Genomic DNA, 24,531 nt, shown 5'->3' with positions numbered 1-24,531 from the left:
ACCGGCTGTCTTTCTCCATGTTTTGCACCGGGGGGGTGCAAAACATGAAAGAAAGGGGACGATCCGTCTGTGTTAGAAGGAATCTGTATTGCGGTGGCCCTTATCGGTCTCATGTATTTTGCTTACCGCGGCTGGTCGATCATCCTGATCGCACCAATTTTTGCAGGTGTTGCAGCGCTTGCGAGTATTTTCGGCGTCCTGCCGACGTACAGTGAGCTCTACATGACACGCATGGCTGAGTACACGAAGTCATACTACCCGATCTTCCTGTTCGGTGCAGTCTTTGCGCGCCTGATGGAGAAGGGCGGCCTGGCTTCCTCAGTTGCGGCGAAAATCGTCGATGTGCTCGGCGAGAAGCGCGCTGTTCTCGCAGTCCTCCTGGGCTGCGGCGCACTGACATACGGCGGTCTTTCCGTCTTTGTCGTCGCCTTCGTCATGTATCCATTTGGTGCGGTTGTCTTCCGCAAGGCAGACATCCCAAAGCGCCTGCTGCCAGCAACGCTCTGGGTCGGCATCTTCTCCTTCGCGATGGTCGCCCTGCCAGGCACCCCGCAGATCCAGAACATCATCCCGTCCTCGTACTTCTCGACGAGTACGTGGTCGGCGCCAATCATTGGCCTCTTCGCCTCGTTCCTGTTCCTGCTGATCGGCTGGGGCTGGGTGACGCGCCGTGCGAAAATCCTCAAGGCGCGCGGCGAGGGGTATGGCCGCCACTTCGAAGGCGGCCCGCACCACAAGCCGAGCCCGAAGATCCACATCCCGTGGTACTGGGCTCTGCTGCCGCTCGTCATGGTCATCGTGATCAATATCATCCTCTCGAACCCGTTCAAATGGGAATGGGGCTTCCATTGGGATCCTGAGGCGCTCTCGGCCTTCCTGCCGCTCAAGCTCAGCCTGCTGGCGGCGAATGTCGGCAAGGTATCGGCCATCTGGTCCATCACGGTCGCGCTCATCATCAGCAGCATTGCGGCAGCCTTCATCGGCCGCAAGCGCTTCATCGTCATGGACGGCTTCCTGGCACCGATCAACTACGCGGCCATCTCGTCGGCGACAGCTGTCCTCAATGTCGCATCGGGCTACGCCTTCGGCTGCGTCATCACGAGCCTGCCGGGCTTTGTCCCTGTCACGCAGGCGCTCATCGGCATCGCGGACTCGTTCGGCCCGCTGCTCTCGGCCGTCATCACGACGAACATCATGGCTGGCATCACGGGCTCCGCTTCGGGCGGCCTGACGATCGCGCTCTCGATGCTCGGTGACCAGTGGGCAGCCATGGCACAGGCCGCTGGCATCCCACTCGAGGTCCTGCACCGCATCGTCGCCATCGCCTCGGTCGGCATCGATCCGGTCCCGCACTGCGGCGCGCTCGTCACGCTGCTCGCAATCTGCGGCCTCACGCATCACGATTCGTACTTCGATATCGCGGTCATCATGGGACTCAAGTTCTTCGTCCCATTCCTCTGCATCCTGTTCTACATGGTAACGGGACTTGCCTGAGGCGGGAAAACATCATACAATAGAGACAGGCATGCATACGCGTGCCTGTTTTTTCTCGTCTTTTTGGCGATAGCACGACTGCACGATTGATAGGAGGATTTATTCATGCATTTACGCGGGAATCTCATGCTCCTGCTGGCTGCGTTCATCTGGGGCACGACGTTTGTTGCGCAGATGGTCGGCATGGACGGGCTCGGTCCGTTCACCTATGCCGCAGCACGCTACATCTTAGGTCTATTGTTCCTCGCGGGGCTCTGGTATGCCTGGCGCGGTTCGCGCGAGGGCGCAAAGCGCGCCGGCACGTACCGACCGGGCTGGAAGGCCGGTCTCGGCGCCGGCTGCATCATGATGGTCGCCACCTCGCTGCAGCAGGTGGCCATGCTCTACACGACGGCCGGCAAGACGGCCTTCATCACGGCGCTCTACATCATCTTCGTGCCGCTCGGCGCGGTGCTGCTCGGAAAGCGCATCCATCCGGAGAACTGGGTCGGCGCGGCGATGGCTTTGCTTGGCCTCTACTTTCTCTCGATACACGGAGCCGTCTCGCTGAGCTTCGGCGATGGCCTCGTCTTCATCAGCGCGCTGTTCTGGACGGGCCACATCCTCTTCATCGACCGCTTCGCGAGCCTCGTCGATCCCATCGAGCTCTCGCTCACACAGGTCGGCGTCTGCGCAGCGGGCAGCCTCATCGCGGCACTTGGCTTTGAGACAGTGGCCGTGCAGCCTGTCCTCAACGCCTGGTTTGCCATCTTCTACGGCGGCGTCATGTCGGCGGGCGTGGCCTTTACGCTGCAGATCTTGGGGCAGAAGTACGCGGAGCCGGGGCAGGCGGCCATCATCATGAGTTTCGAGGCTGTCTTCGGCGTGCTCTCGAGCTGGCTGCTGCTCGGGGAGCGCATGACGGCCGTCCAGATTCTCGGCTGCGCCCTGATGCTCGCGGGAATGATCGTGACGCAGGTGCGTCCGTTGCTGGAAGATCGTCACCGTGCATCTTGAAAAACAAGGTGCTTCATTGTATAATCGTATTCATCAGCAGAAGATGCATATCTGCTCGGAATCATTATTGTCATGAAGTGTCACGATTTAAGATAAGGAAGTGTTATATTTGAAACTCGATAGCCTGAAGATCGTCCTGGCCTGCCTGGCCGTACTCCTCTTCCATTGATCCGCTATAGAGAAAAAGCAAGGGAGCAGAGCCGCGTGTGACGGCCCTGCTCTTTTCGGTGAAATGCCCTATATTTTCATCGGGGGCAGGAAATTGTTTTTGAGATGGCGAAATAATTCTCAGAGATTTTTGATGTGAGAGGAGTAGGAGCGCATGGCAGCAGAAGAAACGTTAATCATAAAGCCGAAAGTGAAGATCAAGGTATTCGGTGTTGGCGGTGGCGGCAACAGCGTCCTGATGCGCATGGGCCATCATAAAGAACTCGACATCGATCTGGTCGCCATCAATACCGATGCCAAGCAGCTCGCGCGCGTGGCAGAAGAAGGCGTCGAGACGCTGCAGATTGGCGAGGACCTGACGAAGGGACGCGGCACGGGCGGCAACATCGCGCTCGGCGAGAAGGCGGCCCTCGACGCAAAGGATAAGATCCGCGAAGCGATGAACGGCGCAGATCTCGTCTTTGTCACGGCCGGCCTCGGCGGTGGTACTGGCACAGGGGCGGCGCCTGTCGTCGCCAAGATCGCGCACGACCTCGGGACGCTCTCGGTCGGCGTCGTCACGCTGCCGTTCAGCTTCGAGGGCAGCCGCAAGAAGCGCCTGGCCAATGAGGGCCTCGCGAAGATGCAGGCCCAGATGGACGCGCTGATCCTCGTGGCCAATGACAACCTCATGAAACTGCCGGAGAACCGCCACATGACGCTCGTCAAGGCGTTCTCCTGCGCCGATGGCATCCTGCAGCAGGCCATCAACTGCGTGGCAGAGCTGATCCTGACGACGGGCGTCATCAACGTCGACTTCGCGGATGTCACGACGATCTTCCGCCAGAGTGCGTCGAGCGATGCCCTGCTCGGCATCGGGCGCAGCTCGCGCAGCGCGGTAGAGGCCGTCAAGCAGGCCGTTGACAGCCCGCTGATCAGCAAGAGCCTCGACGGCGCGCGCGGCATCATCCTGAACTTGACGGGCGACAAGACGCTGAGCCTCTACGATGTCGATGAGGCGACGCGCTACATCTACGAGCATACGGACCCCGAGGTCAACATCATCCTCGGCACGGTCATCGACAATTCCCTCGGCGGCGATGTGCGCGCCACGATCATCGCGACGGACTTCACGGACGGCGTCATGGTCAAGAACACCGCGCAGGCAGAGGAGAAGCCCGCCAAGGCGAGTGCGCAGCAGCCTGTACAGCAGGCCGCGCCGAAGCGCGACTCATTCACGCTGGAGCCGCCGAGTTTCATGCGGCAGCAGTCGGAGCCCGCGAAGCCCGCGTCAAATGGCGCCTTTGCCTTCCCGGCATTCCGCCTGACGCCTGACGATAAAGATCAGAAATGAGAACTACCAGAAATAAGAAATAAATAGAAAGGAACAGATATCTTGAGTAAATTAGGTCGCTTTTCCCGCACGGAGTTACTGCTCGGCGAGGTCGGCATGGAGAAGCTGGCAAACAGCACAGTGGCCATCTTTGGCGTCGGCGGCGTCGGCTCGTTTGTGGCAGAGGGGCTCGCGCGAGCCGGCGTCGGCCATCTCGTGCTCATCGACAATGACCTCATCTGCCTGACGAACATCAACCGCCAGATCCATGCGACGTCGAAGACGGTCGGCAAGAAGAAGACGGAGACGATGAAGGAGCGCATCCTCGACATCAACCCGAAGGCTGTTGTCGATACGATTGAGGACTTCTACCTGCCCGAGCAGGCCGAGCGCTTCTTCACGATGCCTTACGACTACGTTGTCGATGCCATCGACACGGTGACGGGCAAGATCGACCTCGTCCTGCAGTGCCGCGACCGCCACATCCCGATCATCTGCAGCATGGGCGCCGGCAACAAGCTGGACCCGACGAAATTCGAGGTCACGGACATCTACAAGACGAGCGTGGATCCCTTGGCGCGCGTCATGCGCAAGAAGCTCAAGGAGAACCGCGTCAAGAAGCTCAAGGTCGTCTATTCCAAGGAAAAGCCCCTGCGTGTCCGCCAGAGCGGCTGCGGCAAGAACTGCATCTGCCCGCCGGGCAGCATCTCGTTCGTGCCGTCTGTTGTCGGCCTCATCATCGCCGGCGAAGTCGTGCGCGACCTCACGGGGGCGAAAGTGGAGGTTTCGGCATGAATATTTCCGTACTCGGCTGTGGCCGCTGGGGCTCCTTCCATGCCTGGTATGCCGATCACATCGGCCATGCGGTGACGCTCTGGGGGCGCAAGGGCTCCCGTCATCTCGCTGCCCTGGTGGAACAGCGCAAGAATGAATACCTGACGCTGCCCGATTCGGTGCAGCTGACAGATGACCTTGCGGGGGCAGTCGCTTCAGCAGACATCCTCGTCATCTCTATAAGCTCCCAGCAGCTGCGCTCCTTTTGCAGGGATCTCGTGGCACTTGGCATCGACCTCTCTGGCAAGCGCTTCGTGCTCTGCATGAAAGGGCTCGAGATCGGCACGGGCAAGCGCTTGACGACGGTCTTCTACGAGGAGCTCGGCTCGTCGATGCGCGTGGCAGTCTGGGTCGGCCCGGGACACGTGCAGGATTTCGTGCGCGGCATCCCGAACTGCATGGTCATCGCGGCGCGCGAGATGAAGCTCACGCGCGAGCTCGTCGATGCGTTCTCGAGCCCTTTGATCCGCTTCTACTATGGAGAGGACCTTCTGGGCACGGAGATCGGCGCGGCCTCGAAGAATGTCATCGGCCTGGCCGCTGGCATGCTCGACGGCTTCGGCTACAGCAGCCTCAAGGGTGCCCTGATGGCACGCGGCACGCACGAGCTCTCGCGCCTCATCGAGGCGATGGGCGGTGACCGCATGACAGTCTACGGCCTTTCGCATCTCGGCGACTACGAGGCGACGCTCTTCTCGCCACACAGCAATAACCGCCGCTTTGGCGAGGACCTCATCACGGGCAAGCCCTTCGCGAAGCTGGCAGAGGGCGTCTACACAGTGGAGGCGCTCATGGACCTCTCGCGTGAGTTCCACGTCGAATTGCCGATCTGCGCGACAGTCTACGCGATCATTCACGACCACAAGGACCCAAAAGAACAGCTCATGCAGCTCTTCATGCGCGCGACGAAATCGGAGTGACGGCGGCACGATCTGGTCCTGCGGTGAAAATAGTTGATAGAGCATAATATTTTTAACTGTTTTTTGGGAAATCTTAAGATTGCAGGTGTAAGCTCACAGTGTAGATTGCAAAAGAGAGCCCCAAGAGGAGGAAGTAAGGATGAGAAGACAGATTTCCAAGATGCTCATGGCCTGCGTGATGGCCATGACGCTCATGGTCGTCTCGGCTGCCAGCGCCTTTGCGGCGGGCACGGGGATGGACTGGAGCGGTGACAGCAAGATCACGGTACAGGGCATGGGCGTAGCTCCGACGTATGCCGTCAATGCCATCCAGGCGCGCATGCTCGCACGCCGCGCTGCTGTCGTCGATGCCTACCGCCAGCTCGCTGAGATGGTCAAGGGCGTCAACGTTGATTCGGAGACGACGGTCGAGAACATGATGGTGACGAGCGATGTCACGAAGACGAAGGTCACAGCCCTCATCCAGGGTGCGCGCATTGTCTCGGAGCAGGCCGTCGATGGCGGCGGCTACACGGTCACGATGGAGATGTCTGTCTTTGGCGCTTCGAACTCCCTCGCGACGGCCGTCCTGCCGACGAACACGGTGCCGACGAGCTTCCCGGCTCCCGATGCATCCGTGCCGGCCAGCACGCCGTCTTCCGTACAGGTCAACGTCCAGGTGACACCGGGTACGACGCAGACGCCTGCAACGACGATCCCGTCCGTCACGACGCCGTCGCATCAGGGCTCTTCCGCTGCAGCGGCTCCGGCTGGCCAGGCCATTGGCGGCTACACAGGCCTGATCGTGGACTGCCGCGGCCTCGGCCTCAAGCCGGTCATGTCCCCGGTCATCAAGAACGCCAACGGTGAGCCGATTTACGGCTACAAGAACCTCGACTCGGCTACGGTCATCGCGAACGGCATGGCCAGCTACACGACGGATCTCAGCAAGGCGTCCCGCGCCGGTTCGAACCCGCTCGTTGTCAAGGCAGTCGGCCTTGACAACCACAACGGCAACCCGATCCTCTCGGTCGCTGATGCCAACCGCGTCCTCATCGAGAACGGCGCTTCGGGCTTCCTCGACCGCACGAATGTCGTCTTTGTCCGCTGAGTCAAGCGTCATCTGTCAGGTCCCATCATGGGGCCTGATTTTTTTGCATATGCTTATTGACGATGCGAAGCTGTTGTGATAAAATAAAAATTTTACTTTTTGGATTATTTGTGGTACAATGAGAACGTAGATGTGTTGACTTAGCTGGTGGTTGGCTCGTGTGTAGAGGAGGGGTGCTCTTGTTACAGATAGGAGATAAGGTCGTCTATCCGATGCATGGTGCTGGTGTGATATCCGGCATCGAGAATTGTGAAGTCCTCGGAGAGGGCAAGTCCTACTATGTCCTCGAGATGCCGTTGGGCAACATGAAGGTCATGATCCCGACGGACAATGCCGAAAATATCGGCTTGCGGGACATCATCCCGCAGCAGAAGGTCGATGAGGTGCGCGAAGTGCTCGAGAAGGAGCCGGAGAAGCCGAAGGGCAGCTGGAATAAGCGCTTCCATGCCAATCTGGAGCGCATGAAGAGCGGCGATATCTGCGATGTGGCCGCTGTGGCGCGCAATCTCATCCTGCAGGACCGCCGCCGCCATATCTCATCGGGAGAGCGCCGCTTGCTCGATCTCGCGAAGCAGATCCTCGTGAGCGAGCTCGTCTACGCCTGCAATAAGACGCCGAAGGAGATCGAGAACTGGCTCACTTCTGTCCTTTCTGAAAATGCGTTTGCACATTGAACATGCGAACCTGAGTTTTGACAAGTCCAAGCAGAGTAGAGTATACTGATTCTGTTCGGACTTTTCTTTTTGTTTTTCTGTTCAAGGAGGTGAATGTATGCTAGATCGTGTCTTGCGTTTCTTTATCACACTGTTCTTAGCGATTGCCGGAGGCGCACTGCTGGACCTTGCGAGCCCTGTGTTGACGATGTACGTCGGCACGGAGATCCTCAAGATGGAGATGGGCGTTGTGCGCATCACCATGGGAAGTCTGCTCTGCATCCTCTTCGGCGCAATTCTCGGCGGCATCATTGGTTTTTTGGCTTCCCCGTACTTCATCCGCTGCCTCAAGCGGTTTTCTGCATGGGTGGAGCTGCAGCTCGGCAAAATGCCGATCCACGACGTCATCGCAGGCGCCGTCGGCCTTGCTATCGGACTCATACTCGCCAATCTTCTCGGCTATTCATTTGCGAAGATCCCTGTTGTCGGAGATTACATCCCGGTCATCTTCAGCATTGTCTTCGGGTATCTCGGCATCACGATCACGATCAAGAAGCGCCGGGAACTCACGGGGCTCTTTGACTTCGTGCCGCGCTTCATGAAGGACCTCGCGAAGATGAGGGAGATGCGCGCGGCTCCTGGCGCAGCGCCAGAGGAGTCGGCAAAGGCCGCTCCTACAGCCGATGCGCACGCCTACAAGCTGCTCGATACGAGTGTCATTATCGATGGCCGCATCGCCGATATCTGCGACACGGGCTTCATCGAGGGCACGCTGCTCATCCCGGTCTTTGTCCTCGAAGAGCTCCAGCACATCGCCGACTCGGCCGATGCGCTCAAGCGCACGCGCGGCCGCCGCGGGCTCGACATTCTGCAGCGCATCCGCCAGAGCACGAAGGTCAAGGTCGAGATCACGAATGTTGACTTCGACGATATCTCGGAGGTCGACTCGAAGCTCGTGCGCCTCGGCCAGCAGGTCGGCGGCAAGATCATCACGAACGACTACAACCTCAACAAGGTCGCGCAGCTGCGCGGTGTGGAGGTGCTCAACATCAATGAGCTCTCGAATGCCGTCAAGCCAGTCGTCATCCCTGGTGAGACGATGCGCGTGACGATTGTCAAGTCGGGCAAGGAGCCCGGCCAGGGCGTCGCCTATCTCGATGACGGCACGATGATCGTCGTCGAGAACGGCAACCGTCACATGAATGAATCCATCACGGTGGAAGTCACGTCTGCTCTGCAGACGGCGGCTGGCCGCATGATCTTCGCGAAACCAGCGCATTGATGCTGGTCGCTGCGAGAGGAGAGGTAGAGCATGGTCAGTGTCATCCTGCCCGCAGCAGGGCGCGGCAAGCGCATGCAGGCGGGCGTCAACAAGGTATTCCTGCGCCTCATGGGAAAGCCCATCCTGTTCCACACGCTGCGGGTCTTTGCCGCAGTGCCGGAGGTGCAGGAGATCATCGTCGTGACGGGCGCGGAGGAAGTCGAGCCGCTGCGCCGCGCCCTGCAGGGCCTCGGGCTCTTTCGTGAGGCTGCCAAGTCGGTCAAGGTCGTCGCGGGCGGCAGCGAGCGCCAGTATTCTGTCTGGAACGGACTGAAGGCATCCTCGGAAGCGAGTGATGTCATCCTCGTCCACGATGCAGCGCGCCCGCTCGTCTCGCACGCGACGATCGAGGCTGTCATCGAGGCGGCTCGCGAGCACGGCGCGGCCGTCGCAGCTGTGCCGGAGAAGAACACGGTCAAGGTCGTCGAGGACGGTGTCGTCACGGCGACCCCCGACCGCTCGACGCTCTGGGCCGTGCAGACGCCGCAGGGCTTCTCCAGGAGCCTGCTCATGGCCGCTAACGAGAAAGCAGAGTCCGATGGCTTCCTCGGCACGGACGATGCGAGCCTCGTGGAACGCTATGGCGCCAGGGTCCATGTCGTCATGGATTCCTACCAGAACATCAAAGTCACGACACCTGAAGACCTCGTCGTGGCGGAGGCATTCCTGCGCCAGTCGGGCAGCTTCACGGGGACCGTGCGGCGGGCCGCTTCGGAAGTCTGCGACTTCATCAAGAGTGCGAAGAGCGAGAAGAGAAAGGATTGATTGTATGACGCGTTTTGGCATGGGTTACGATGTGCACCGCCTCGTCGAAGGGCGCAAGCTCATCATCGGCGGGGTGGAAATCCCGCATGCGCTCGGGCTGCTCGGCCATTCGGATGCCGATGTACTGCTGCACGCCATCTCTGACGCCCTGCTCGGCGCGGCGGCGCTCGGCGACATCGGCCGCCATTTCCCGGATACCGACCCGCGCTATGAGGGCGCCGACAGCATGAAGCTCCTCGCGGAAGTCCGCCACCTGCTGGAGGCGAAGGGCTACCGCATCGGCAATGTCGATGCGACGATCGTCGCCCAGAAGCCGAAGATGAAGGACTTCATCCCCAAGATGAACGAGAACATCGCGCAGGTGCTCGGCGTCTCGCTTGACGATGTCAATGTCAAGGCGACGACAGAGGAGAAGCTCGGCTTCACAGGAGCAGAGCAGGGAATCTCCGCCTATGCGGTTGCAGGAATCGAGAAGCTGTGATAGAATGAATCCCGTATATGAAAAGGCGTGGAACGGGAGAAGTACGGTTGGACCAGCCATCAAGAGAGGCTCCGGGTGGTGTGAAGGGGCTATGGATATCCGCCAGAAATGCACCCGGGAGCTGCAGGGCAGAATGGAGTAGGCCCTGACGCAGGAAGGCGTTATCTTCATGAGTGAAGGGCATGGCCCTTAACCAGAGTGGAACCACGGCCCCGCGTCTCTGAGGAGATGCGGGGCCTTTTGTATAGGACAGGGAGGATGGACTATGAGTTTTTTTTCGCGGCTTCGCAAGGATATCCGCGTCGTCTTTGAGCGCGACCCCGCTGCGCGCAGCGTGATTGAAGTGCTCTTCTGTTATTCCGGCCTTCATGCAATCTGGTTCCATCGCATCTCGCATGCGCTCTACAAGCGCGGCTGGGTGCTCATCCCGCGCATGATCTCGAATTTTGCCCGCTTCCTGACGGGCATCGAGATCCATCCGGGTGCGACGATTGGTGAGGGCCTGTTCATCGACCACGGCACGGGCATCGTCATCGGCGAGACGGCGGAGATCGGCAACAACGTCACGCTCTACCAGGGCGTGACGCTCGGCGGCACGGGCAAGGAGAAGGGCAAGCGCCATCCGACCATCGGCAACAACGTCGTCGTGGCGTCGGGCGCGAAGGTGCTCGGTTCCTTCACGGTCGGCGACCACGCGAAGATCGGTGCGGGCTCCGTCGTCTTGAAGCCGGTCCCGCCGTATGCGACGGTCGTCGGCATCCCAGGGCGCATCGTCGTCATGGGCGGCAAGCGCGTCCATACGGCGGAAGAGCTCCGTCAAGCCCTGCGCGCGACGCGGCTCGTCGAGTCGGACGATAGCCTCACGGATATCGAGGACGAGCTCGACGTCGACCTCGACCACGACATGCTGCCGGACCCGGACGAGGAGATGCGCGAGTGCATGATGCGCCAGATCCAGGCATTGGAAAAGAAAGTCAATGAACTCGAGAAGAGATTGGAGGATAAAGAACATGCTTAAAGTCTACAATACGATGACCCGCCGCAAGGAGGAGTTCAAGCCGCTCAAGAAGGGCGAGGTCAGCATCTACTGCTGCGGCGTCACGCCGTACAACCACCCGCACATCGGCAATGCACGCCCCTTCGTGACCTGGGACGTCATCCGCCGCTACTTTGCCAAGAAGGGCTACAAGGTCCACTACATCCAGAACTTCACGGATGTCGACGACAAGATCATCAATGCGGCCAACAAGGAAGGCGTGACGTGGAAGGACATCTCCGACCGCTACATCAAGGCCTATTTCGAGGCGATGGATGCGCTGAACGTCCGCCATGCCGATGTCTACCCGCGCGTCAGTGAGACGATGCCGGAGATCATCGCGATGGTCGAGAAGCTCATCGCGAAGGGCTACGCCTATGTGGTCGACAACGGCGATGTCTACTACAGCGTCGAGAAGTTCTCGCATTACGGCAAGCTCAGCGGCCGCAGTCTCGACGACATGCAGGCCGGCGCGCGCATCGAGGTCAACACGGCCAAGCACCATCCGATGGACTTCGCGCTCTGGAAGGCCGCGAAGCCGGGCGAGCCGTCCTGGGACAGCCCGTGGGGCAAGGGACGCCCGGGCTGGCATATCGAGTGCTCGACGATGTCTTTGAAGTATCTCGGCGAGAAGTTCGATTTCCACGGCGGCGGCAGCGACCTGATCTTCCCGCATCACGAGAATGAGATCGCGCAGTCGCAGGCCTGCATCGGCGATGACCACAGCTTCGCGCAGTACTGGCTGCACAACGGCTTCATCACGATCCACAACGAGAAGATGTCGAAGTCGAAGAACAACTTCTTCACGGTCAAGGACATCCTCAAGGAATACCCGGGCGAAGTCATCCGCTTCTTCATCCTGCAGACGCATTACCGCAGCCCGCTCGACTTCTCGGACGAGCGCCTCAAGGAAGCGCAGACGAGCCTTGCACGCCTGCAGAATACGAAGGCTTACGTCGACGAGCTTTGCGCGAAGCAGGGCACGGCTGATACAGCAGCAGAGCTTGCATCTAAGGCCGAAGCGCTGCGCAAGGAATTCTACGAGGCGATGGACGATGACTTTAACACGGCCCTTGCCATCAGCCAGATGTTTGCGCTCTCGAAGGAAATCAACATCTACTATCAGGAAGTCACGAACGGCACGAAGGCCTTCGACGCGGCGGGCTTCAAGACGGTCGCGGCTATCTACGCCGAGATGGCGGAAATCATCGGCATCTTCGAGCAGCAGGAAAAGGCTGAGGATGACGGCCTGACGGACAAGCTCATGGAGATCATCATCACGCTGCGCCAGGATGCACGCAAGGAGAAGAACTGGGCTGTCGCCGACAAGATCCGCGATGCGCTCAAGGATGCCGACGTCGTGCTCGAGGACACGCCGAACGGCGTACGGTGGAAGAAAGCATGAAATTCTCGCAGTTCAAGCTGCTCGTCGACATGATGTTCACGCCGGATGAGCAGGGCGGCATCAAGACGCGCTATGACGGTACGGATGTCCGTCAGATGAACCCGCTCGTGCTCGCCTACGTCGGCGATGCCTTTTTCCACCTCTTCGTGCGCACGCGCCTGCTCTCGTACGAGCAGGCCAGGGTGCACGCGCTGCACGCCTTCAGCGCCCAGATCGTCTCGGCGGTCTGGCAGCACAAGGCGTACCTCGGCATCGAGTCCATGCTGACCGACGAGGAGAAGGCCATCTATCGCCGTGGCCGCAACGCCAAGAGCCATGCGCCGCGCAGCTCGAGCGTGGCCGAGTACCACTCGAGCACCGGCTTTGAGGCGCTCCTCGGGACGCTCTATCTGTCTGAGAAGTTCGAGCGCCTGCAGGAGCTCTGCGAGGCGGCCTTCGCTGTCATCAGCAAGGCTATGATGGAGGAGATCCACGGGAAAACGACGGAGGGAACGGAGAAACAATGATCAAAGTCAAATTACTCGACTACACGCCGGAGCCGGAGCGCGTCGTGGCCATGGCCGCACGCCTCTGCTACTCGGCATCCGGTGCGGAGGAGCTAGCAGAGCGCCTGAGCGAGGAGAAGGTACGCGAGATGGTCCGCAAGATGGTCAAGATCGGTCATGGCTCGACGCTTGAGCACGCTTCCTTCACTTTCGGCATCGAGGGTGTCTCGCGCGTCCTGACGCATCAGCTCGTGCGCCACCGCATCGCCTCGTATGACCAGCAGTCGCAGCGCTACGTCGCCGCGCACGGCTTCCAGTACATCACGCCGCCGACCATTGCCGAGAAGCCAGAGGCCAAGGCAAAGTACGAGGCACTGATGGAAGAGATCCGCAGTGTTTACGACGAGCTCACGGAGATGGGCGTGCCGAAGGAAGACGCGCGCTACGTCCTCGCCAATGCGACGGAGACGAAGATCCTCGTGACGATGAACGCGCGCTCCCTGATGCATTTTTTCAACCTGCGCTGCTGCAATCGCGCGCAGTGGGAGATCCGCGAGATGGCCTACAAGATGCTCGCCGAAGTCAAGAAGGTCGCTCCGACGCTCTTCTTCAATGCTGGCGCGAGCTGCGTCAACACGGGCCGCTGCCCGGAGGGAGAGATGACCTGCGGCAAGTTTGCTGAGATGATCAAGCTCAGAGAAAAGGATTGAGATGGAACAGAAGAAAAAGGCGCGCCCGCAGGAGCGGCGCAGCAGGAAATTCGAGAGGGAGACCCCGCGCCGCAAGAGGCCGCAGATGGAGGCTGAACCGAAGCGCCGCGAAGAGCCGCGTGAGCTGCCGGACGATGTGCTCGTCGGCCGCAACGCCGTGACCGAGGCGCTGAAGTCGGGGCGCGGCATCAACAAACTCTGGATTGCGAGCGGCGACCGCGAGGGCTCTGTCGCGGAGATCGCAGCGCTTGCCAAGGAGCGCGGCATCGTCGTGCAGTACGTGGAGCGCGCGAAGATCGAATCGCTCGCGGGCGGTCACCGCCATCAGGGCGTGCTCGCCTACGTCGCGCCCGTACCCTATGCCGAGCTCGACGACATCCTGAAGGCGGCCGAGGAGAAGGGCGAGGCCCCGTTCCTCGTCCTTCTCGATGAGCTCGAGGACCCGCACAACCTCGGCGCGCTCTTGCGCACGGCGGATGCGACTGGCGTGCACGGCATCCTGATCCCGAAGCGCCGCAGCGTCTCCCTCAATGCGACCGTCGCCAAGACGTCGGCCGGCGCCGTCGAGTACGTGCCGGTCGCGCGCATCGGCAACATCGCACAGACGCTCAAGAAGCTCAAGGAGAAAGGCTTCTGGGTAGCCGGTGCCGACATGGACGGTGAGAAGGCGTACTATGAGGCGGACCTCACGGGCCCGCTCGTGCTCGTCGTCGGCAGCGAGGGCCGTGGTATGAGCCGGTTGACCAAGGAAGCGTGCGACTTCATCGTCAGCATGCCGATGGTCGGCCGCATCAATTCGCTCAATGCGTCGGTGGCTGGCTCCATCCTCATGTACGAATCCATGCGCCAGCGCCTCCAGAAGAAGGGCTGACGCCTTGAGCTTTTGGGCGAAAGGGCGTATAATCTCATCTATAAGGGCTATATAAGGGCTACGTGTTTGTCACAGTAAAAGGAGAAAAGTGCGATGGAAGAAGCAGCAGACACGGATATCATGGAGGACATGTACCGCAGATACGAGAATCTGACGGACGAAGAGATCCTCCTGGATATCAAGGAACACAACAATAAGGTCGCACTGGATTATCTGATCAACAAGTACCGGAATTTCGTTCGGGCAAAGGCGCGTTCGTACTTCCTCATCGGTGCCGACCGCGAGGACATCGTCCAGGAGGGCATGATCGGCTTCTACAAGGCCATCCGCGACTTCCGCGACGACAAGCTCTCGTCGTTCCGCGCTTTTGCGGAGCTCTGCGTGACGCGTCAGATCATCACAGCAATCAAGACGGCGACCCGTCAGAAACACATCCCGCTCAATTCGTATGTCTCGCTCAACAAGCCAATCTACGACGAGGATTCGGATCGGACGCTCCTCGACATCATCTCAGGGGCCAAGGTATCCGACCCAGAAGAGCTTGTCATCAGCCAGGAGGAATTCGTCGACATCGAGAAGAAGATGGAGGAGATCCTCTCCGACCTGGAGTGGAAGGTGCTCATGAGCTATCTCGACGGCAAGTCCTACCAGGAGATTGCCGAAGATCTCGGCCGCCACGTCAAGTCCATTGACAATGCGCTGCAGCGCGTCAAGCGCAAGCTTGAGAAGTACATGGAGACGCGCAGCGATGAGATTGACATCAACACGATCTACAAGGGACTCTCGTCCATCAACCGCCGCCTGCGCTCTGCTGACGGCGGCAAGGACGTCGCGCCCTGACTTCGCCATCATGACAATTCCATAAAGAGGGAACAGGTGACGCCACAAGGCGCTGAAAAGAGAAGCCGGTCAAAGCCGGCGCGGTCCCGCCGCTGTAAGGGGAGCGAATCTGCATAGATATGTCACTGGATGAACATCTGGGAAGGCGCAGAGGAGCGATGAACCGAGCCAGAAGAACTGCCTGTCCGAAAATCACCGTTACGACCTGCGAGCGATGGGAAGGCGATTGCTATCAGCAAAGCTGTGTCTTTGTGGCACGGTTTTTTACGATAGGAAGGCTTTTTTCGCGTGCGTGCGAGGAGAGCCTTTTTTGTTTGAGTAGACTTAGTCAAAGGAGGAAACACAATGAAACATTGGCAGAAGATGCTGGCAGCCGGCCTGGTGTGCACGGCTGCTCTCGGCTGGAACCAGACTGCGACAGAGGCGGCGTACCAGCTCAATCCGGAGGTGAAGCATGCGACGATGGCCCTGAAACAGGCATCGGAGATCGGCGTGCTCAAGTATGAGAATCCGGCACTCAAGGATATGGCCGATAAAGATGCCATTGTCGTCATGACATTTGGCACGACGTATAAGGATACGCGCGCCAAGACGATTGATGCGACGGTCAAGGCCATCGAGGCGGCGCATCCGGGTGTCAAGGTCGTGACGGCCTACACCTCGCACATCATCATCGACCGCGTGGCGAAGAACGAGGGTATCAAGTTCCCGACGCCGGAGGAGGCACTTGATGCCCTCAAGGCAGAGGGATACAGCCGCGTGGCACTCGTCTCACTCGACGTCATCCCGGGCATGGAGTACAACTACGACCTCGGCGTCTACCACAACTACAAGGACCAGTTCAAGAAGATGACGCTCGGCACGTCGCTGATGTACTGGCAGGGCCAGGAGGGCCAGGCCGATGATGTGACGCAGACCATCAAGGCGCTCGCGACGCAGTTTCCGAAGCAGGGCAAGCACGATGCCATCCTGATCATGGCGCACGGCACGCCGCAAGTCTCGAATGCCTATTACTCCGTCATCCAGGCCAAGATTGACGAGCTCGGCTACAAGAATGTCTTCGTCTACACGGTCGAGGGCTGGCCTTCGCTCGAGACGGTCATGCCGAAGCTCAAGCAGAACGGCATCAAGCACGTCACACTGATGCCGATGATGATGGTCGCCGGCGATCACGCCAACAACGACATGGCAGGCGCTGAGCCCGACTCGCACAAGTCGATCCTCGAAGCCGCCGGCTACAAGGTCGACGCCTACATCCACGGCATCGGCGAGAATGCGGCCATCCAGTCCCTCTACCTCGAGCGCGCCAACGATGCCTGGAATGCGCTCGAAGCGAAGTGAGAGGCGTGATATTTCTCATGGCAGAGAGCTTCATTTTCCGCTATAATGGATAAGTCGAAACTCCGAGCGAAAGCACTCTAAGGATGATGTCTTTCATCTATGAGGCTGAGCCTGGGTCAAACCCACAGGGCAGTGCTGGAAATGGCACTGCCTTCCGTTTTTGAAAAGGAGCTATGCACCATGAAAAAACTACTCACACTGATGGCAGTCTGCCTGCTCGCACTCGCGAGCGGCTGCGGAGGCCAAAGCCAATCGACCACATCTGCCAAGGAACCCGTGGAACTCCACGTCTCTGCAGCGGCAAGCCTGACCGATGTCATGAATGAGATCGGCAAGGCGTACGAGGAAGAGCACCCAGATGTCAAGGTCGTGTTCAACTACGGCAGTTCAGGGGCGCTGCAGCAGGCCATCGAGAATGGCGGCACGGCGGACCTGTTCTTCTCTGCGGCGCAGAAGCAGATGGACGCCCTCGACAAGAAGGGCCTGCTGAAGGAAGGCACGCGCAAAGATCTCCTTCAGAATGAAGTCGTGCTGATCGTCCCGAAGGACAGCGATAAGGACATCACCTCGTTTGACCAGCTGACGAGCGACAAGCTCCAGCACATCGCCCTCGGCGAGCCGAAAGGCGTGCCGGTCGGCCAGTATTCAGAGGAAATCCTCACAAAGCTCGGCATCCTCGATGCGGTCAAGGCCAAGGCTGTCTATGGCTCAGATGTCCGCCAGGTCCTCGCCTGGGTCGCTTCGGGCGAAGCCGATGCGGGGCTCGTCTACGCGACGGATGCAGCCATCTCGCAGGATGTCCGCGTCGTAGCCAAGGCCCCGGCAGGCACGCATAAAGACATCGTCTATCCTGCCGCCATCCTGAATGACACAAAACATCTCGATACGGCAAAGGATTTCCTGGCCTTCGTCTCGAATGATAAGAACAAGGAACGCTTTGCGAAGTATGGCTTTGAGGTGAAATAATGGAATACGCACCGCTCTTCCTCACAATAAAGACAGCTGTGGTGGCGACGGTGGTCACGTTCTTTCTCGGCATTGGCCTGGCTCTGGCCGTCGCGCGCATGCGGCGTTTCCAAGGGCTGGCCGATGCCGTTATTACGTTGCCGCTCGTCCTGCCGCCGACGGTCGTCGGCTTTTTCCTGCTGCTCGCCTTTGGGCGCCGCAGCGCTATCGGCAGGTTCCTCTTGCAGTTCGATATCACGATTGTCTTTACGTGGAAGGCCGCGGTCATGGCAGCCATCGTTGTCTCACTGCCGCTCATGTACCGCACGGCCCGTGGCGCGTTTGAACAGCTTGATCCCAATATCATCGGCGCCGCGCGCACGCTCGGCGTCTCGGAATGGCGCATTTTCTGGTACGTCCTTGTGCCGAATGCGCGCTCGGGTATCCTCGCGGGTCTCGTGCTCTCTTTTACGCGTGCGCTCGGCGAGTTCGGCGCGACCATCATGTTTGCCGGCAACATCCCCGGGATCACGCAGACGATGAGCACCGCTGTTTACGCCGCGGTGCAGGCCAACGACTACGATTTGGCCTTCGAGTGGGCGGTGGTCATCATCATCTTCTCGCTCGTCTTTGTCAGTCTGATGAATATCCTGATTTCACGTACTGGTGCGCCGCAGCGGCGGGAGGTTTGAGATGGAGTTAGATGTCAAGATTGAGAAGAAACTGCGCAATTTCACGCTCCGGGCCGATTTTACGCTGCGCGATGAGGTCTTTGCCCTGCTCGGCGCTTCAGGCTGCGGCAAGAGCATGACCCTCAAGTGCATCGCTGGGCTCGAGCGCCCCGACCGCGGGCGCATCGTGCTCGACGGCCGGGTGCTCTTTGACAGCGAGCAGGGCATCGACCTGTCCCCGCAAGAGCGGCGCGTCGGCTATCTCTTTCAGAACTTTGCCCTTTTTCCCAATATGACGATTGCCGAGAATATCCGCTTTGTCGCGCGGGGCACGCGGCAGCAGCGCGAGGCACGCGTGCGCGAGAATCTCGCGCGCTTCGACCTCACGGAGCTCGGCAACGCGTACCCGATGGAACTCTCGGGCGGCCAGCAGCAGCGCGCGGCGTTCGCGCGCATCCTCGCGTCCGATGCGAAGATCCTGCTGCTCGACGAGCCGTTCTCGGCGCTCGACCATTACCTGAAGTGGAAATTGGAGCTGGAACTCCGCGAGGTGCTGAAGTCGTATGGCGGCGCAGCCGTGCTCGTCTCGCACGACCGCGGTGAGGTCTATCGTCTGGCAAGCCGTGCCGCTGTCATCGAGCGCGGCCAGATGCAGCCGCCGCATACGCGCGATGCGCTCTTCGAGAATCCGCAGACGCTCGCGGCGACGCTCTTGACGGGCTGCAAGAATGTCTCGAAGGCGGAGCGTCTCGATGCGCATCGTGTGCGGGCAGCAGACTGGCAGCTCGACCTGACGGTCGCGGCGAGAGAGCCGCAGTCCGTCGCGTATGCGGGACTGCGGGCGCACTTCCTCGAATACCGCGAAGGGGCAGAAGACCCTGCGCGCAACATCTTCTCGATGGAAGTCGCGGATGTCATCGAGGATACCTTTTCGTATCTCGTCATGATCCGGAGCGCCGGGCATCAGGCCAGCTGCATCCGCTGGGAACTGCCGAAGGCAGAGTGGAGGGCTATCAAGGCACCTGTGCTTTCGGTATACTTCCCGCCGGAGAAGATCATGCTGATGGAGTCCTGATGCCATGCCCGTGGCGGCGGGGAAAGTCTGCATGCAGATTGTTCGGCAAGGATAGGAGGGATTATCATGAAACGGAGACAGAAGGGAATTCTGGCAGTCATCCTCGTGCTGCTCGTCGGCGCGGGAATCTTTGCCTATCATCACCATGAGGAAGCGGCAAAGCAGGCGGCTGCGCGGGAGCTCACGCTCTCAGGCAATGTCGACGTGCGCGAGGTGACGCTCTCCTTCCGCGGGAGTGACCGCGTCAAGGACATCCTGGTCGAGGAGGGCGATACGGTCGAAGAGGGGCAGGTCCTCGCGCGCCTCGACACGGATGAGCTCAACATCAACTTGCGCAAGACGAAGGCTCAGATCGCGGCGCAGCAGAGTACGGTCGCGAAGCTCCACAACGGCACGCGTGCCGAAGAGATTGCGCAGGCACAGCAGCGCTACAAGGCAGCTGAGGCAGCTGCCTCGAACGCACAGGGCATCTACGAGCGCCGCCAGGCCGTCTACGACAGCGTGGAAGGCGTGAGCGAGCAGGATCTTGACAACGCCCGCTCACAGGCTGAAGCCAAGCAGGCGGAGCTTGAGGCGGCCAAGGAGGCCCTGCGCGAGGCGCGCAACGGCCCGCGCTCAGAGGATATCGAGGCGGCTGAGGCCAATCTGCAGGCATTGGAAGAAGAGCAGTCGCGCGAAGAGTATCTGCTCTCGCAGTACGAGCTGCGCGCCCCGATGAAGGGCGTCATCCGCTCGCGGCTGCTAGAAGTGGGCGACATGGCCTCGCCCTCGACGCCTGTCTTCAAGCTATCCTTGCTCGACAAGAAGTGGGTCCGTGCCTACGTAAAGGAGAGTGACCTCGGCCACATCTACGAGGGGCAAAGCGCCAGGGTCTTCATCGACAGCCAGAGGGACAAGCCAATCGCTGGGCAGGTCGGCTACATCTCGGATACGGCGGAGTTCACGCCGAAGACGGTGCAGACAGACGAGCTGCGCACAGCGCTCGTCTACGAAGTGCGCATCTACGTCGATGACGCGGAGAACGTCCTGCGCCTCGGCATGCCGGCGACAGTCAAGATCGAACTTTGAGCAGGGGGTGATCGCATGGAGATCATCGAAGCGAAGGGGCTCAGCAAGGTCTTTGTCCTGAAGGACGGCAAGCAGGTGACCGCTCTGGGCGGCATTGACCTATCTGTGCCGGAAGGACAGCTCACCGCTCTCGTGGGCCCGGACGGTGCGGGCAAGACGACGCTGATGCGGCTCGTCTGCGGGCTCATGACCAAGACGGACGGCAGCCTGCAGGTGGCGGGCCTTGATGTCACGCAACGACCGCAGGCGGTGCAGGATCTGCTCAGCTATATGCCGCAGAAATTCGGCCTCTACGAGGACCTGACCGTACAGGAGAATCTTGACCTCTACGCAGACCTGCACGGTGTGACGCAGGATACAAGGCAGCAGCGCTTCCGCCATCTTCTCGAGATGACGGAGCTGGCGCCCTTTACGGAGCGCCTCGCCGGCAAGCTGTCGGGCGGCATGAAGCAGAAGCTCGGCCTCGCCTGCACGCTCGTGCGTTCGCCGAGACTCCTGCTGCTCGATGAACCGACGGTCGGCGTCGACCCGCTGTCGCGTCGCGAGCTTTGGCAGATCCTGCAGCAGCTCGTGCGCGAGGAGCGCCTTTCCGTGCTCGTCAGCACGGCGTACATGGAAGAGGCGGCACGCTGTGAAAAAGTCTATGTGCTCAATCACGGCCATTTCTTGAAAGGCGGTACGCCGGCAAAGCTGCGTGAGGTCGCAGCGGGCATGTGCTACAAGGTGACGCCGCCGGAGGGGATGCCCCTGCGCTCGCTGCAGAGCCGCCTGCTCGCGGAAAAGAGTGTTATCGATGCCGTGCCGTCTGGCGGCGTCGTCCGCTTCATCACGCGCGGTAATCCTGTGGAACTCAAGCCTCTCGCGCGCTTGTCGTTAACGGCTGAAGCCATCGAGCCGCGCCTTGAGGACGGCTTCATGACGCTCCTCAAGGAGGATGTACAGGAGCAGGGCGGGCCTGCTGTGCAGACTGCCGCGGCTTCGTCCGGGCAGATGGGAACTTTTTCGGAACGCTCGAGGGTGGCTGCGCCTGTGGAGATCGAGGTGCACGACCTCGTGCGCAGGTTCGGCGACTTCACCGCCGTCTCGCACACCTCATTCTCGGTGCACCGAGGAGAGGTCTTCGGTCTGCTCGGGCCAAACGGCGCGGGCAAGACGACGACGTTCCGCATGCTCTGCGGCCTTTTGCCGGCGACGAGCGGCAAGATCTCCGTAGCCGGCGTCAATCTGCGCACGGCCCGCATCGAGGCACGTGCGAAGGTCGGCTATGTTGCGCAGAAATTCTCGCTTTACAGCAGCCTTTCCGTTTATGAGAACCTGCGGTTTTTCGGCGGTGCCTACGGCCTCTATGGCGCACATCTCTACGCGCGCATCCAGGCCGTCCTGCGGGAATTTCACCTGCAGGACGTGGCGGACCATGCGGCCGGCAGCCTGCCGGGCGGCTACAAGCAGCGCCTTTCGATGGCCGCTGCGCTCATCCACAAGCCGGAGATCCTGTTCCTCGATGAACCGACGAGCGGCATTGACCCGCTGGCCCGCCGCACATTCTGGCAGAAAATCACGGCGCTTTCGGAGCGCGGCACGACGATCATCATCACGACGCATTTCATGGAAGAGGCGGAGTACTGCGATCGCTTCATGATACAGGATCACGGCAGGATGCTCGTGCTCGGCAGTCCCGAAGAGATCCGCCAGCGCATGCGCCTGCCGGATGCGACCATGGATGACATCTTTGTCGCGATTGTCGAGCAGGCGCGCAGTGAGGCGGAGAAGGATAGCAAGGCAAAGGGGGCGGTATCATGACAAGTGGATTCTGGCGGCGCCTTCTTGCACTGATGCGCAAGGAGACGCGCGAACTCCTGCGCGACAACAGCAGCCTGGCGCTCGGCGTCGTGCTGCCGCTCGTGCTGATTCTGATCATCGGGTACGGCATGAGCCTCGATGTCAAGCAGGTGCCGACGGCCGTTGTCCTCGAGGACAGCTCGCCGTTTGCGCGGCAGGCCGTGCACTTCACGCAGGGCTCGGAGTATTTCGCGCCTGTATTCGTCTCCTCGCTGGCGGACGGCGAGGCGATGATGCGCCGTCATGAAGTCGATGCCATGCTCGTCGTGCCGTCGGACTTCTCGGCGCGCTTTGCCGAGGGCCGGGCAGAACTGCAGGTCATCCTCAATGGCACGGAGGCGACGACGGCCATGAGCGCGCAGGGTTACTTTGAGGCAGGCATCCTTACATGGGCCGCTGGCGAGGGAGCAAGGCGCGGGGCCCATGCAGGCGGTATCGCCATCGAGTCGCGCATCTGGTTCAACGATGCGAATACGAGCACGTGGTTCTACGTGCCGGGCATCCTCATGCTCGTGCTGACGATCAGCGGTGTTTTCCTGACGTCCGTTGTCATGGCGCGCGAGTGGGAGCGCGGCACGTTCGAGTCGCTCTTCGTCACGCCGATGAAGATTCTCGAGCTCGTCCTTTCTAAGACGATCCCGTACTTCGTCATCGCCATGCTCGGCATGGTGCTCTGCCTCATCGTCGGCCGAGTGCTCTATGACCTGCCGATGCGCGGCTCGCTCGCGTTGATTCTCGGCGAGTCGATGCTCTACCTCATCGTGGCGCTAACCATCGGCCTCGTCATCTCGGCGCTGACCAAGAACCAGTTCCTCGCCTGCCATGTCTCGCTGATGATCAGCTTCCTGCCATCGGTCGTGCTGTCGGGCTTCCTGTTTGACCTGCATGCGGAGCCTGCGGCCATCCGCGTGGTCAGCAGCCTCATCCCGACGACCTACTATCTGGAACTCATGAAATCGCTCTTCCTTTCGGGCAATTACTGGCCGCTAATCGCGCGCGATACGGCCATCCTCCTGGGCTTCGCCCTCTTCTTCCTCGGCTGGGCCTTTCATATGACGCGAAAGAAGGTGGAGCCATGAACATTTCCCTGCAGCGTTTTCTGCGCCACCTTTATTTCCTCTGCCAGAAGGAGTTGCTCTCTCTCTTCAAGGACCCGCGCATGCGGATCCAGCTCGTCATGCCCGTCATCATCGAGGGCTTTTTGTTCGGCTATGCGGCCAACTACAACATCGAGGAAGTGCCGTATGCTGTCGTCGATCGTTCGGAGACCTCTTCGGCGCGCGATTTCCTCGCGCATGTCGCCGGTGCCCCGACGTTCTCGTGCTATGCAGTCTGTGGCAATGTACAGGAAGTCAGCACACTCATCGATGCCGGCGAAGTCCTCGGCGGCATCATCGTGCCCGAAGACTTCGAGAAAAAACTGGAACATGGCGAACCGGCGCCTGTACAAGTCATCACGGACGGCCGCAATCCGATGATCGCCTCGATGGTCAAGAGCTACGTCACAGAGATCGCCGCTTCTTGGAGTGAGGCGAAGGGCTTTTCCAGACTGCCGGTCTCCATTGAGACGCGCACGTGGTTCAATCCGAATCAGCTTTCGCGCTGGACCTTCCTGCCTTCATTCCTCGCGATGATTGCCTTTGTGCAGGTCATGTTCCTCGCGGGCCTCTCGATTGCGGAAGAGCGCGAGCAGGGTACATTTGATCAGCTGCTCGTCACGCCGTTCTCGCCGACGGAGATCCTGATCGGCAAGGCGACACCGCCGGTGATCGTCGGCCTGTTTCAGGCCGCGATGGTCTTCCTCATTGCGCGGTTCTGGTTTGAGGTGCCGTTTGCCGGCAACTTGTTCACGCTGCTCTTGACCCTCTTCATCTTCATGGTCAGTACGACAGGCCTGGGCCTTTCCATTTCGTCCGTCGCGAAGAATATGCAGCAGGTTCTCGTTTACCTGCTCGTGCTCATGATCCCGATGGTCCTGCTGTCCGGCCTCGTGACGCCAATCCACAATATGCCGGAGTTCCTGCAGATCATCACGTACGCCGACCCCATGCGCTTCGTCATCGATGCCGTGCGCCGCATCTACCTCGAGGGCGCGGGCCTTTGCGACATCGCCTGGGACTTTGTGCCGATGCTCGCCGTGGCGGCTGTGACCATGCCGCTGGCCGGCTGGCTCTTCCGCCATAAAACGACATGACGACAAAAAGGGGCTGT

The 24,531-nt window shown here is 60.2% G+C and carries 24 protein-coding genes, 2 riboswitches and 1 other annotated feature; all 24 genes read left to right on the top strand.

Annotation, left to right across the window (positions count from 1 at the left end; translation table 11 throughout):
- Positions 1-111: 111 nt before the first annotated feature.
- Positions 112-1,494: a GntP family permease gene (locus T518_RS00650; protein WP_051652119.1), complete on the top strand. Its 1,383-nt coding sequence runs from the start codon at positions 112-114 to the stop codon at positions 1,492-1,494.
- Between the two features lie 105 nt (positions 1,495-1,599).
- Positions 1,600-2,490 carry a DMT family transporter gene (locus T518_RS00645; RefSeq protein ID WP_036373678.1) on the top strand — a complete coding sequence of 297 codons (891 nt, stop codon included), beginning with the start codon at positions 1,600-1,602 and terminating at the stop codon, positions 2,488-2,490.
- 322 nt (positions 2,491-2,812) lie between these two features.
- Positions 2,813-3,991, top strand: coding sequence for a cell division protein FtsZ (ftsZ, locus tag T518_RS00640; RefSeq protein WP_036373676.1), 1,179 nt, complete (start codon positions 2,813-2,815; stop codon positions 3,989-3,991).
- Between the two features lie 42 nt (positions 3,992-4,033).
- The gene (locus tag T518_RS00635; protein ID WP_036373672.1) at positions 4,034-4,765 is read left to right on the top strand and encodes a tRNA threonylcarbamoyladenosine dehydratase; all 732 of its coding nucleotides are present in this window, start codon (positions 4,034-4,036) and stop codon (positions 4,763-4,765) included.
- Positions 4,762-5,724 (top strand): NAD(P)H-dependent glycerol-3-phosphate dehydrogenase, encoded by a 963-nt coding sequence (locus T518_RS00630; protein ID WP_036373669.1) that lies wholly within the window; start codon positions 4,762-4,764, stop codon positions 5,722-5,724. Before T518_RS00635 ends, T518_RS00630 begins: the two co-directional genes overlap by 4 nt.
- Before the next feature lie 139 nt (positions 5,725-5,863).
- Complete coding sequence (locus tag T518_RS00625; protein ID WP_081828372.1) at positions 5,864-6,814, top strand: LPP20 family lipoprotein; 951 nt, start codon at positions 5,864-5,866, stop codon at positions 6,812-6,814.
- Between the two features lie 179 nt (positions 6,815-6,993).
- Positions 6,994-7,488, top strand: coding sequence for a CarD family transcriptional regulator (locus T518_RS00620; protein ID WP_036373667.1), 495 nt, complete (start codon positions 6,994-6,996; stop codon positions 7,486-7,488).
- 97 nt (positions 7,489-7,585) lie between these two features.
- Complete coding sequence (locus tag T518_RS00615; protein ID WP_036373664.1) at positions 7,586-8,749, top strand: PIN/TRAM domain-containing protein; 1,164 nt, start codon at positions 7,586-7,588, stop codon at positions 8,747-8,749.
- Positions 8,750-8,779: 30 nt separating this feature from the next.
- Complete coding sequence (ispD, locus tag T518_RS00610; RefSeq protein WP_036373661.1) at positions 8,780-9,553, top strand: 2-C-methyl-D-erythritol 4-phosphate cytidylyltransferase; 774 nt, start codon at positions 8,780-8,782, stop codon at positions 9,551-9,553.
- Between the two features lie 4 nt (positions 9,554-9,557).
- A complete protein-coding gene (gene ispF, locus T518_RS00605) occupies positions 9,558-10,034 on the top strand; it encodes a 2-C-methyl-D-erythritol 2,4-cyclodiphosphate synthase (RefSeq protein ID WP_036373657.1) in 477 nt (158 codons plus the stop codon).
- 19 nt (positions 10,035-10,053) lie between these two features.
- Positions 10,054-10,259: a binding site (T-box leader), on the top strand.
- A 40-nt stretch (positions 10,260-10,299) separates the two neighbouring features.
- Positions 10,300-11,052: a serine O-acetyltransferase gene (gene cysE, locus T518_RS00600; RefSeq protein ID WP_036373654.1), complete on the top strand. Its 753-nt coding sequence runs from the start codon at positions 10,300-10,302 to the stop codon at positions 11,050-11,052.
- A complete protein-coding gene (cysS, locus tag T518_RS00595) occupies positions 11,045-12,475 on the top strand; it encodes a cysteine--tRNA ligase (protein ID WP_036373651.1) in 1,431 nt (476 codons plus the stop codon). Before cysE ends, cysS begins: the two co-directional genes overlap by 8 nt.
- Positions 12,472-12,981 carry a Mini-ribonuclease 3 gene (locus T518_RS00590; protein ID WP_036373649.1) on the top strand — a complete coding sequence of 170 codons (510 nt, stop codon included), beginning with the start codon at positions 12,472-12,474 and terminating at the stop codon, positions 12,979-12,981. Before cysS ends, T518_RS00590 begins: the two co-directional genes overlap by 4 nt.
- Positions 12,978-13,670 (top strand): FAD-dependent thymidylate synthase, encoded by a 693-nt coding sequence (gene thyX, locus T518_RS00585; protein WP_036373646.1) that lies wholly within the window; start codon positions 12,978-12,980, stop codon positions 13,668-13,670. Before T518_RS00590 ends, thyX begins: the two co-directional genes overlap by 4 nt.
- A gap of 1 nt (position 13,671) precedes the next feature.
- Positions 13,672-14,541 (top strand): 23S rRNA (guanosine(2251)-2'-O)-methyltransferase RlmB, encoded by an 870-nt coding sequence (gene rlmB / locus T518_RS00580; protein WP_415949644.1) that lies wholly within the window; start codon positions 13,672-13,674, stop codon positions 14,539-14,541.
- Positions 14,542-14,634: 93 nt separating this feature from the next.
- A complete protein-coding gene (gene sigH, locus T518_RS00575; protein ID WP_051652118.1) occupies positions 14,635-15,381 on the top strand; it encodes an RNA polymerase sporulation sigma factor SigH in 747 nt (248 codons plus the stop codon).
- A 17-nt stretch (positions 15,382-15,398) separates the two neighbouring features.
- Positions 15,399-15,580, top strand: a riboswitch (cobalamin riboswitch).
- A gap of 146 nt (positions 15,581-15,726) precedes the next feature.
- On the top strand, positions 15,727-16,722 hold the full coding sequence (locus T518_RS00570; protein WP_036373643.1) for a sirohydrochlorin cobaltochelatase: 996 nt from the start codon (positions 15,727-15,729) through the stop codon (positions 16,720-16,722).
- Positions 16,723-16,770: 48 nt separating this feature from the next.
- A riboswitch (molybdenum cofactor riboswitch) is annotated at positions 16,771-16,909 on the top strand.
- On the top strand, positions 16,903-17,688 hold the full coding sequence (gene modA / locus T518_RS00565) for a molybdate ABC transporter substrate-binding protein (protein ID WP_036373640.1): 786 nt from the start codon (positions 16,903-16,905) through the stop codon (positions 17,686-17,688). Its footprint overlaps the riboswitch before it by 7 nt.
- Positions 17,688-18,359 carry a molybdate ABC transporter permease subunit gene (gene modB / locus T518_RS00560; RefSeq protein WP_036373637.1) on the top strand — a complete coding sequence of 224 codons (672 nt, stop codon included), beginning with the start codon at positions 17,688-17,690 and terminating at the stop codon, positions 18,357-18,359. The genes modA and modB overlap by 1 nt, the downstream gene beginning before the upstream one ends.
- Before the next feature lies 1 nt (position 18,360).
- Complete coding sequence (locus T518_RS00555) at positions 18,361-19,413, top strand: sulfate/molybdate ABC transporter ATP-binding protein (protein WP_036373635.1); 1,053 nt, start codon at positions 18,361-18,363, stop codon at positions 19,411-19,413.
- Between the two features lie 66 nt (positions 19,414-19,479).
- Positions 19,480-20,481: an HlyD family secretion protein gene (locus tag T518_RS00550; protein WP_036373632.1), complete on the top strand. Its 1,002-nt coding sequence runs from the start codon at positions 19,480-19,482 to the stop codon at positions 20,479-20,481.
- Between the two features lie 15 nt (positions 20,482-20,496).
- On the top strand, positions 20,497-22,281 hold the full coding sequence (locus T518_RS00545; protein ID WP_036373629.1) for an ATP-binding cassette domain-containing protein: 1,785 nt from the start codon (positions 20,497-20,499) through the stop codon (positions 22,279-22,281).
- A complete protein-coding gene (locus T518_RS00540) occupies positions 22,278-23,399 on the top strand; it encodes an ABC transporter permease (protein ID WP_036373626.1) in 1,122 nt (373 codons plus the stop codon). Before T518_RS00545 ends, T518_RS00540 begins: the two co-directional genes overlap by 4 nt.
- Complete coding sequence (locus T518_RS00535) at positions 23,396-24,514, top strand: ABC transporter permease (RefSeq protein WP_036373623.1); 1,119 nt, start codon at positions 23,396-23,398, stop codon at positions 24,512-24,514. The genes T518_RS00540 and T518_RS00535 overlap by 4 nt, the downstream gene beginning before the upstream one ends.
- The last annotated feature ends 17 nt before the right edge of the window (positions 24,515-24,531 follow it).

It is taken from the genome of Mitsuokella jalaludinii DSM 13811, from assembly GCF_000702905.1.
Classification (GTDB): Bacteria; Bacillota; Negativicutes; order Selenomonadales; family Selenomonadaceae; genus Mitsuokella; species Mitsuokella jalaludinii.
This window is presented reverse-complemented; position numbering and strand designations above follow the sequence as displayed.

What these genes read in the sequence shown, in the direction of transcription:
- thyX (WP_036373646.1), top strand. Translation starts at nt 12,978, where the DNA reads ATGATCAAAGTCAAATTACTCGACTACACGCCGGAGCCGGAGCGCGTC.
- T518_RS00650 (WP_051652119.1), top strand. Translation starts at nt 112, where the DNA reads ATGTATTTTGCTTACCGCGGCTGGTCGATCATCCTGATCGCACCAATT.
- cysS (WP_036373651.1), top strand. Translation starts at nt 11,045, where the DNA reads ATGCTTAAAGTCTACAATACGATGACCCGCCGCAAGGAGGAGTTCAAG.
- cysE (WP_036373654.1), top strand. Translation starts at nt 10,300, where the DNA reads ATGAGTTTTTTTTCGCGGCTTCGCAAGGATATCCGCGTCGTCTTTGAG.
- T518_RS00570 (WP_036373643.1), top strand. Translation starts at nt 15,727, where the DNA reads ATGAAACATTGGCAGAAGATGCTGGCAGCCGGCCTGGTGTGCACGGCT.
- T518_RS00615 (WP_036373664.1), top strand. Translation starts at nt 7,586, where the DNA reads ATGCTAGATCGTGTCTTGCGTTTCTTTATCACACTGTTCTTAGCGATT.
- ispD (WP_036373661.1), top strand. Translation starts at nt 8,780, where the DNA reads ATGGTCAGTGTCATCCTGCCCGCAGCAGGGCGCGGCAAGCGCATGCAG.
- T518_RS00545 (WP_036373629.1), top strand. Translation starts at nt 20,497, where the DNA reads ATGGAGATCATCGAAGCGAAGGGGCTCAGCAAGGTCTTTGTCCTGAAG.
- T518_RS00630 (WP_036373669.1), top strand. Translation starts at nt 4,762, where the DNA reads ATGAATATTTCCGTACTCGGCTGTGGCCGCTGGGGCTCCTTCCATGCC.
- modB (WP_036373637.1), top strand. Translation starts at nt 17,688, where the DNA reads ATGGAATACGCACCGCTCTTCCTCACAATAAAGACAGCTGTGGTGGCG.
- T518_RS00645 (WP_036373678.1), top strand. Translation starts at nt 1,600, where the DNA reads ATGCATTTACGCGGGAATCTCATGCTCCTGCTGGCTGCGTTCATCTGG.
- rlmB (WP_415949644.1), top strand. Translation starts at nt 13,672, where the DNA reads ATGGAACAGAAGAAAAAGGCGCGCCCGCAGGAGCGGCGCAGCAGGAAA.
- ftsZ (WP_036373676.1), top strand. Translation starts at nt 2,813, where the DNA reads ATGGCAGCAGAAGAAACGTTAATCATAAAGCCGAAAGTGAAGATCAAG.
- T518_RS00540 (WP_036373626.1), top strand. Translation starts at nt 22,278, where the DNA reads ATGACAAGTGGATTCTGGCGGCGCCTTCTTGCACTGATGCGCAAGGAG.
- T518_RS00590 (WP_036373649.1), top strand. Translation starts at nt 12,472, where the DNA reads ATGAAATTCTCGCAGTTCAAGCTGCTCGTCGACATGATGTTCACGCCG.
- ispF (WP_036373657.1), top strand. Translation starts at nt 9,558, where the DNA reads ATGACGCGTTTTGGCATGGGTTACGATGTGCACCGCCTCGTCGAAGGG.
- T518_RS00550 (WP_036373632.1), top strand. Translation starts at nt 19,480, where the DNA reads ATGAAACGGAGACAGAAGGGAATTCTGGCAGTCATCCTCGTGCTGCTC.
- T518_RS00625 (WP_081828372.1), top strand. Translation starts at nt 5,864, where the DNA reads ATGAGAAGACAGATTTCCAAGATGCTCATGGCCTGCGTGATGGCCATG.
- T518_RS00555 (WP_036373635.1), top strand. Translation starts at nt 18,361, where the DNA reads ATGGAGTTAGATGTCAAGATTGAGAAGAAACTGCGCAATTTCACGCTC.
- sigH (WP_051652118.1), top strand. Translation starts at nt 14,635, where the DNA reads ATGGAAGAAGCAGCAGACACGGATATCATGGAGGACATGTACCGCAGA.
- modA (WP_036373640.1), top strand. Translation starts at nt 16,903, where the DNA reads ATGAAAAAACTACTCACACTGATGGCAGTCTGCCTGCTCGCACTCGCG.
- T518_RS00535 (WP_036373623.1), top strand. Translation starts at nt 23,396, where the DNA reads ATGAACATTTCCCTGCAGCGTTTTCTGCGCCACCTTTATTTCCTCTGC.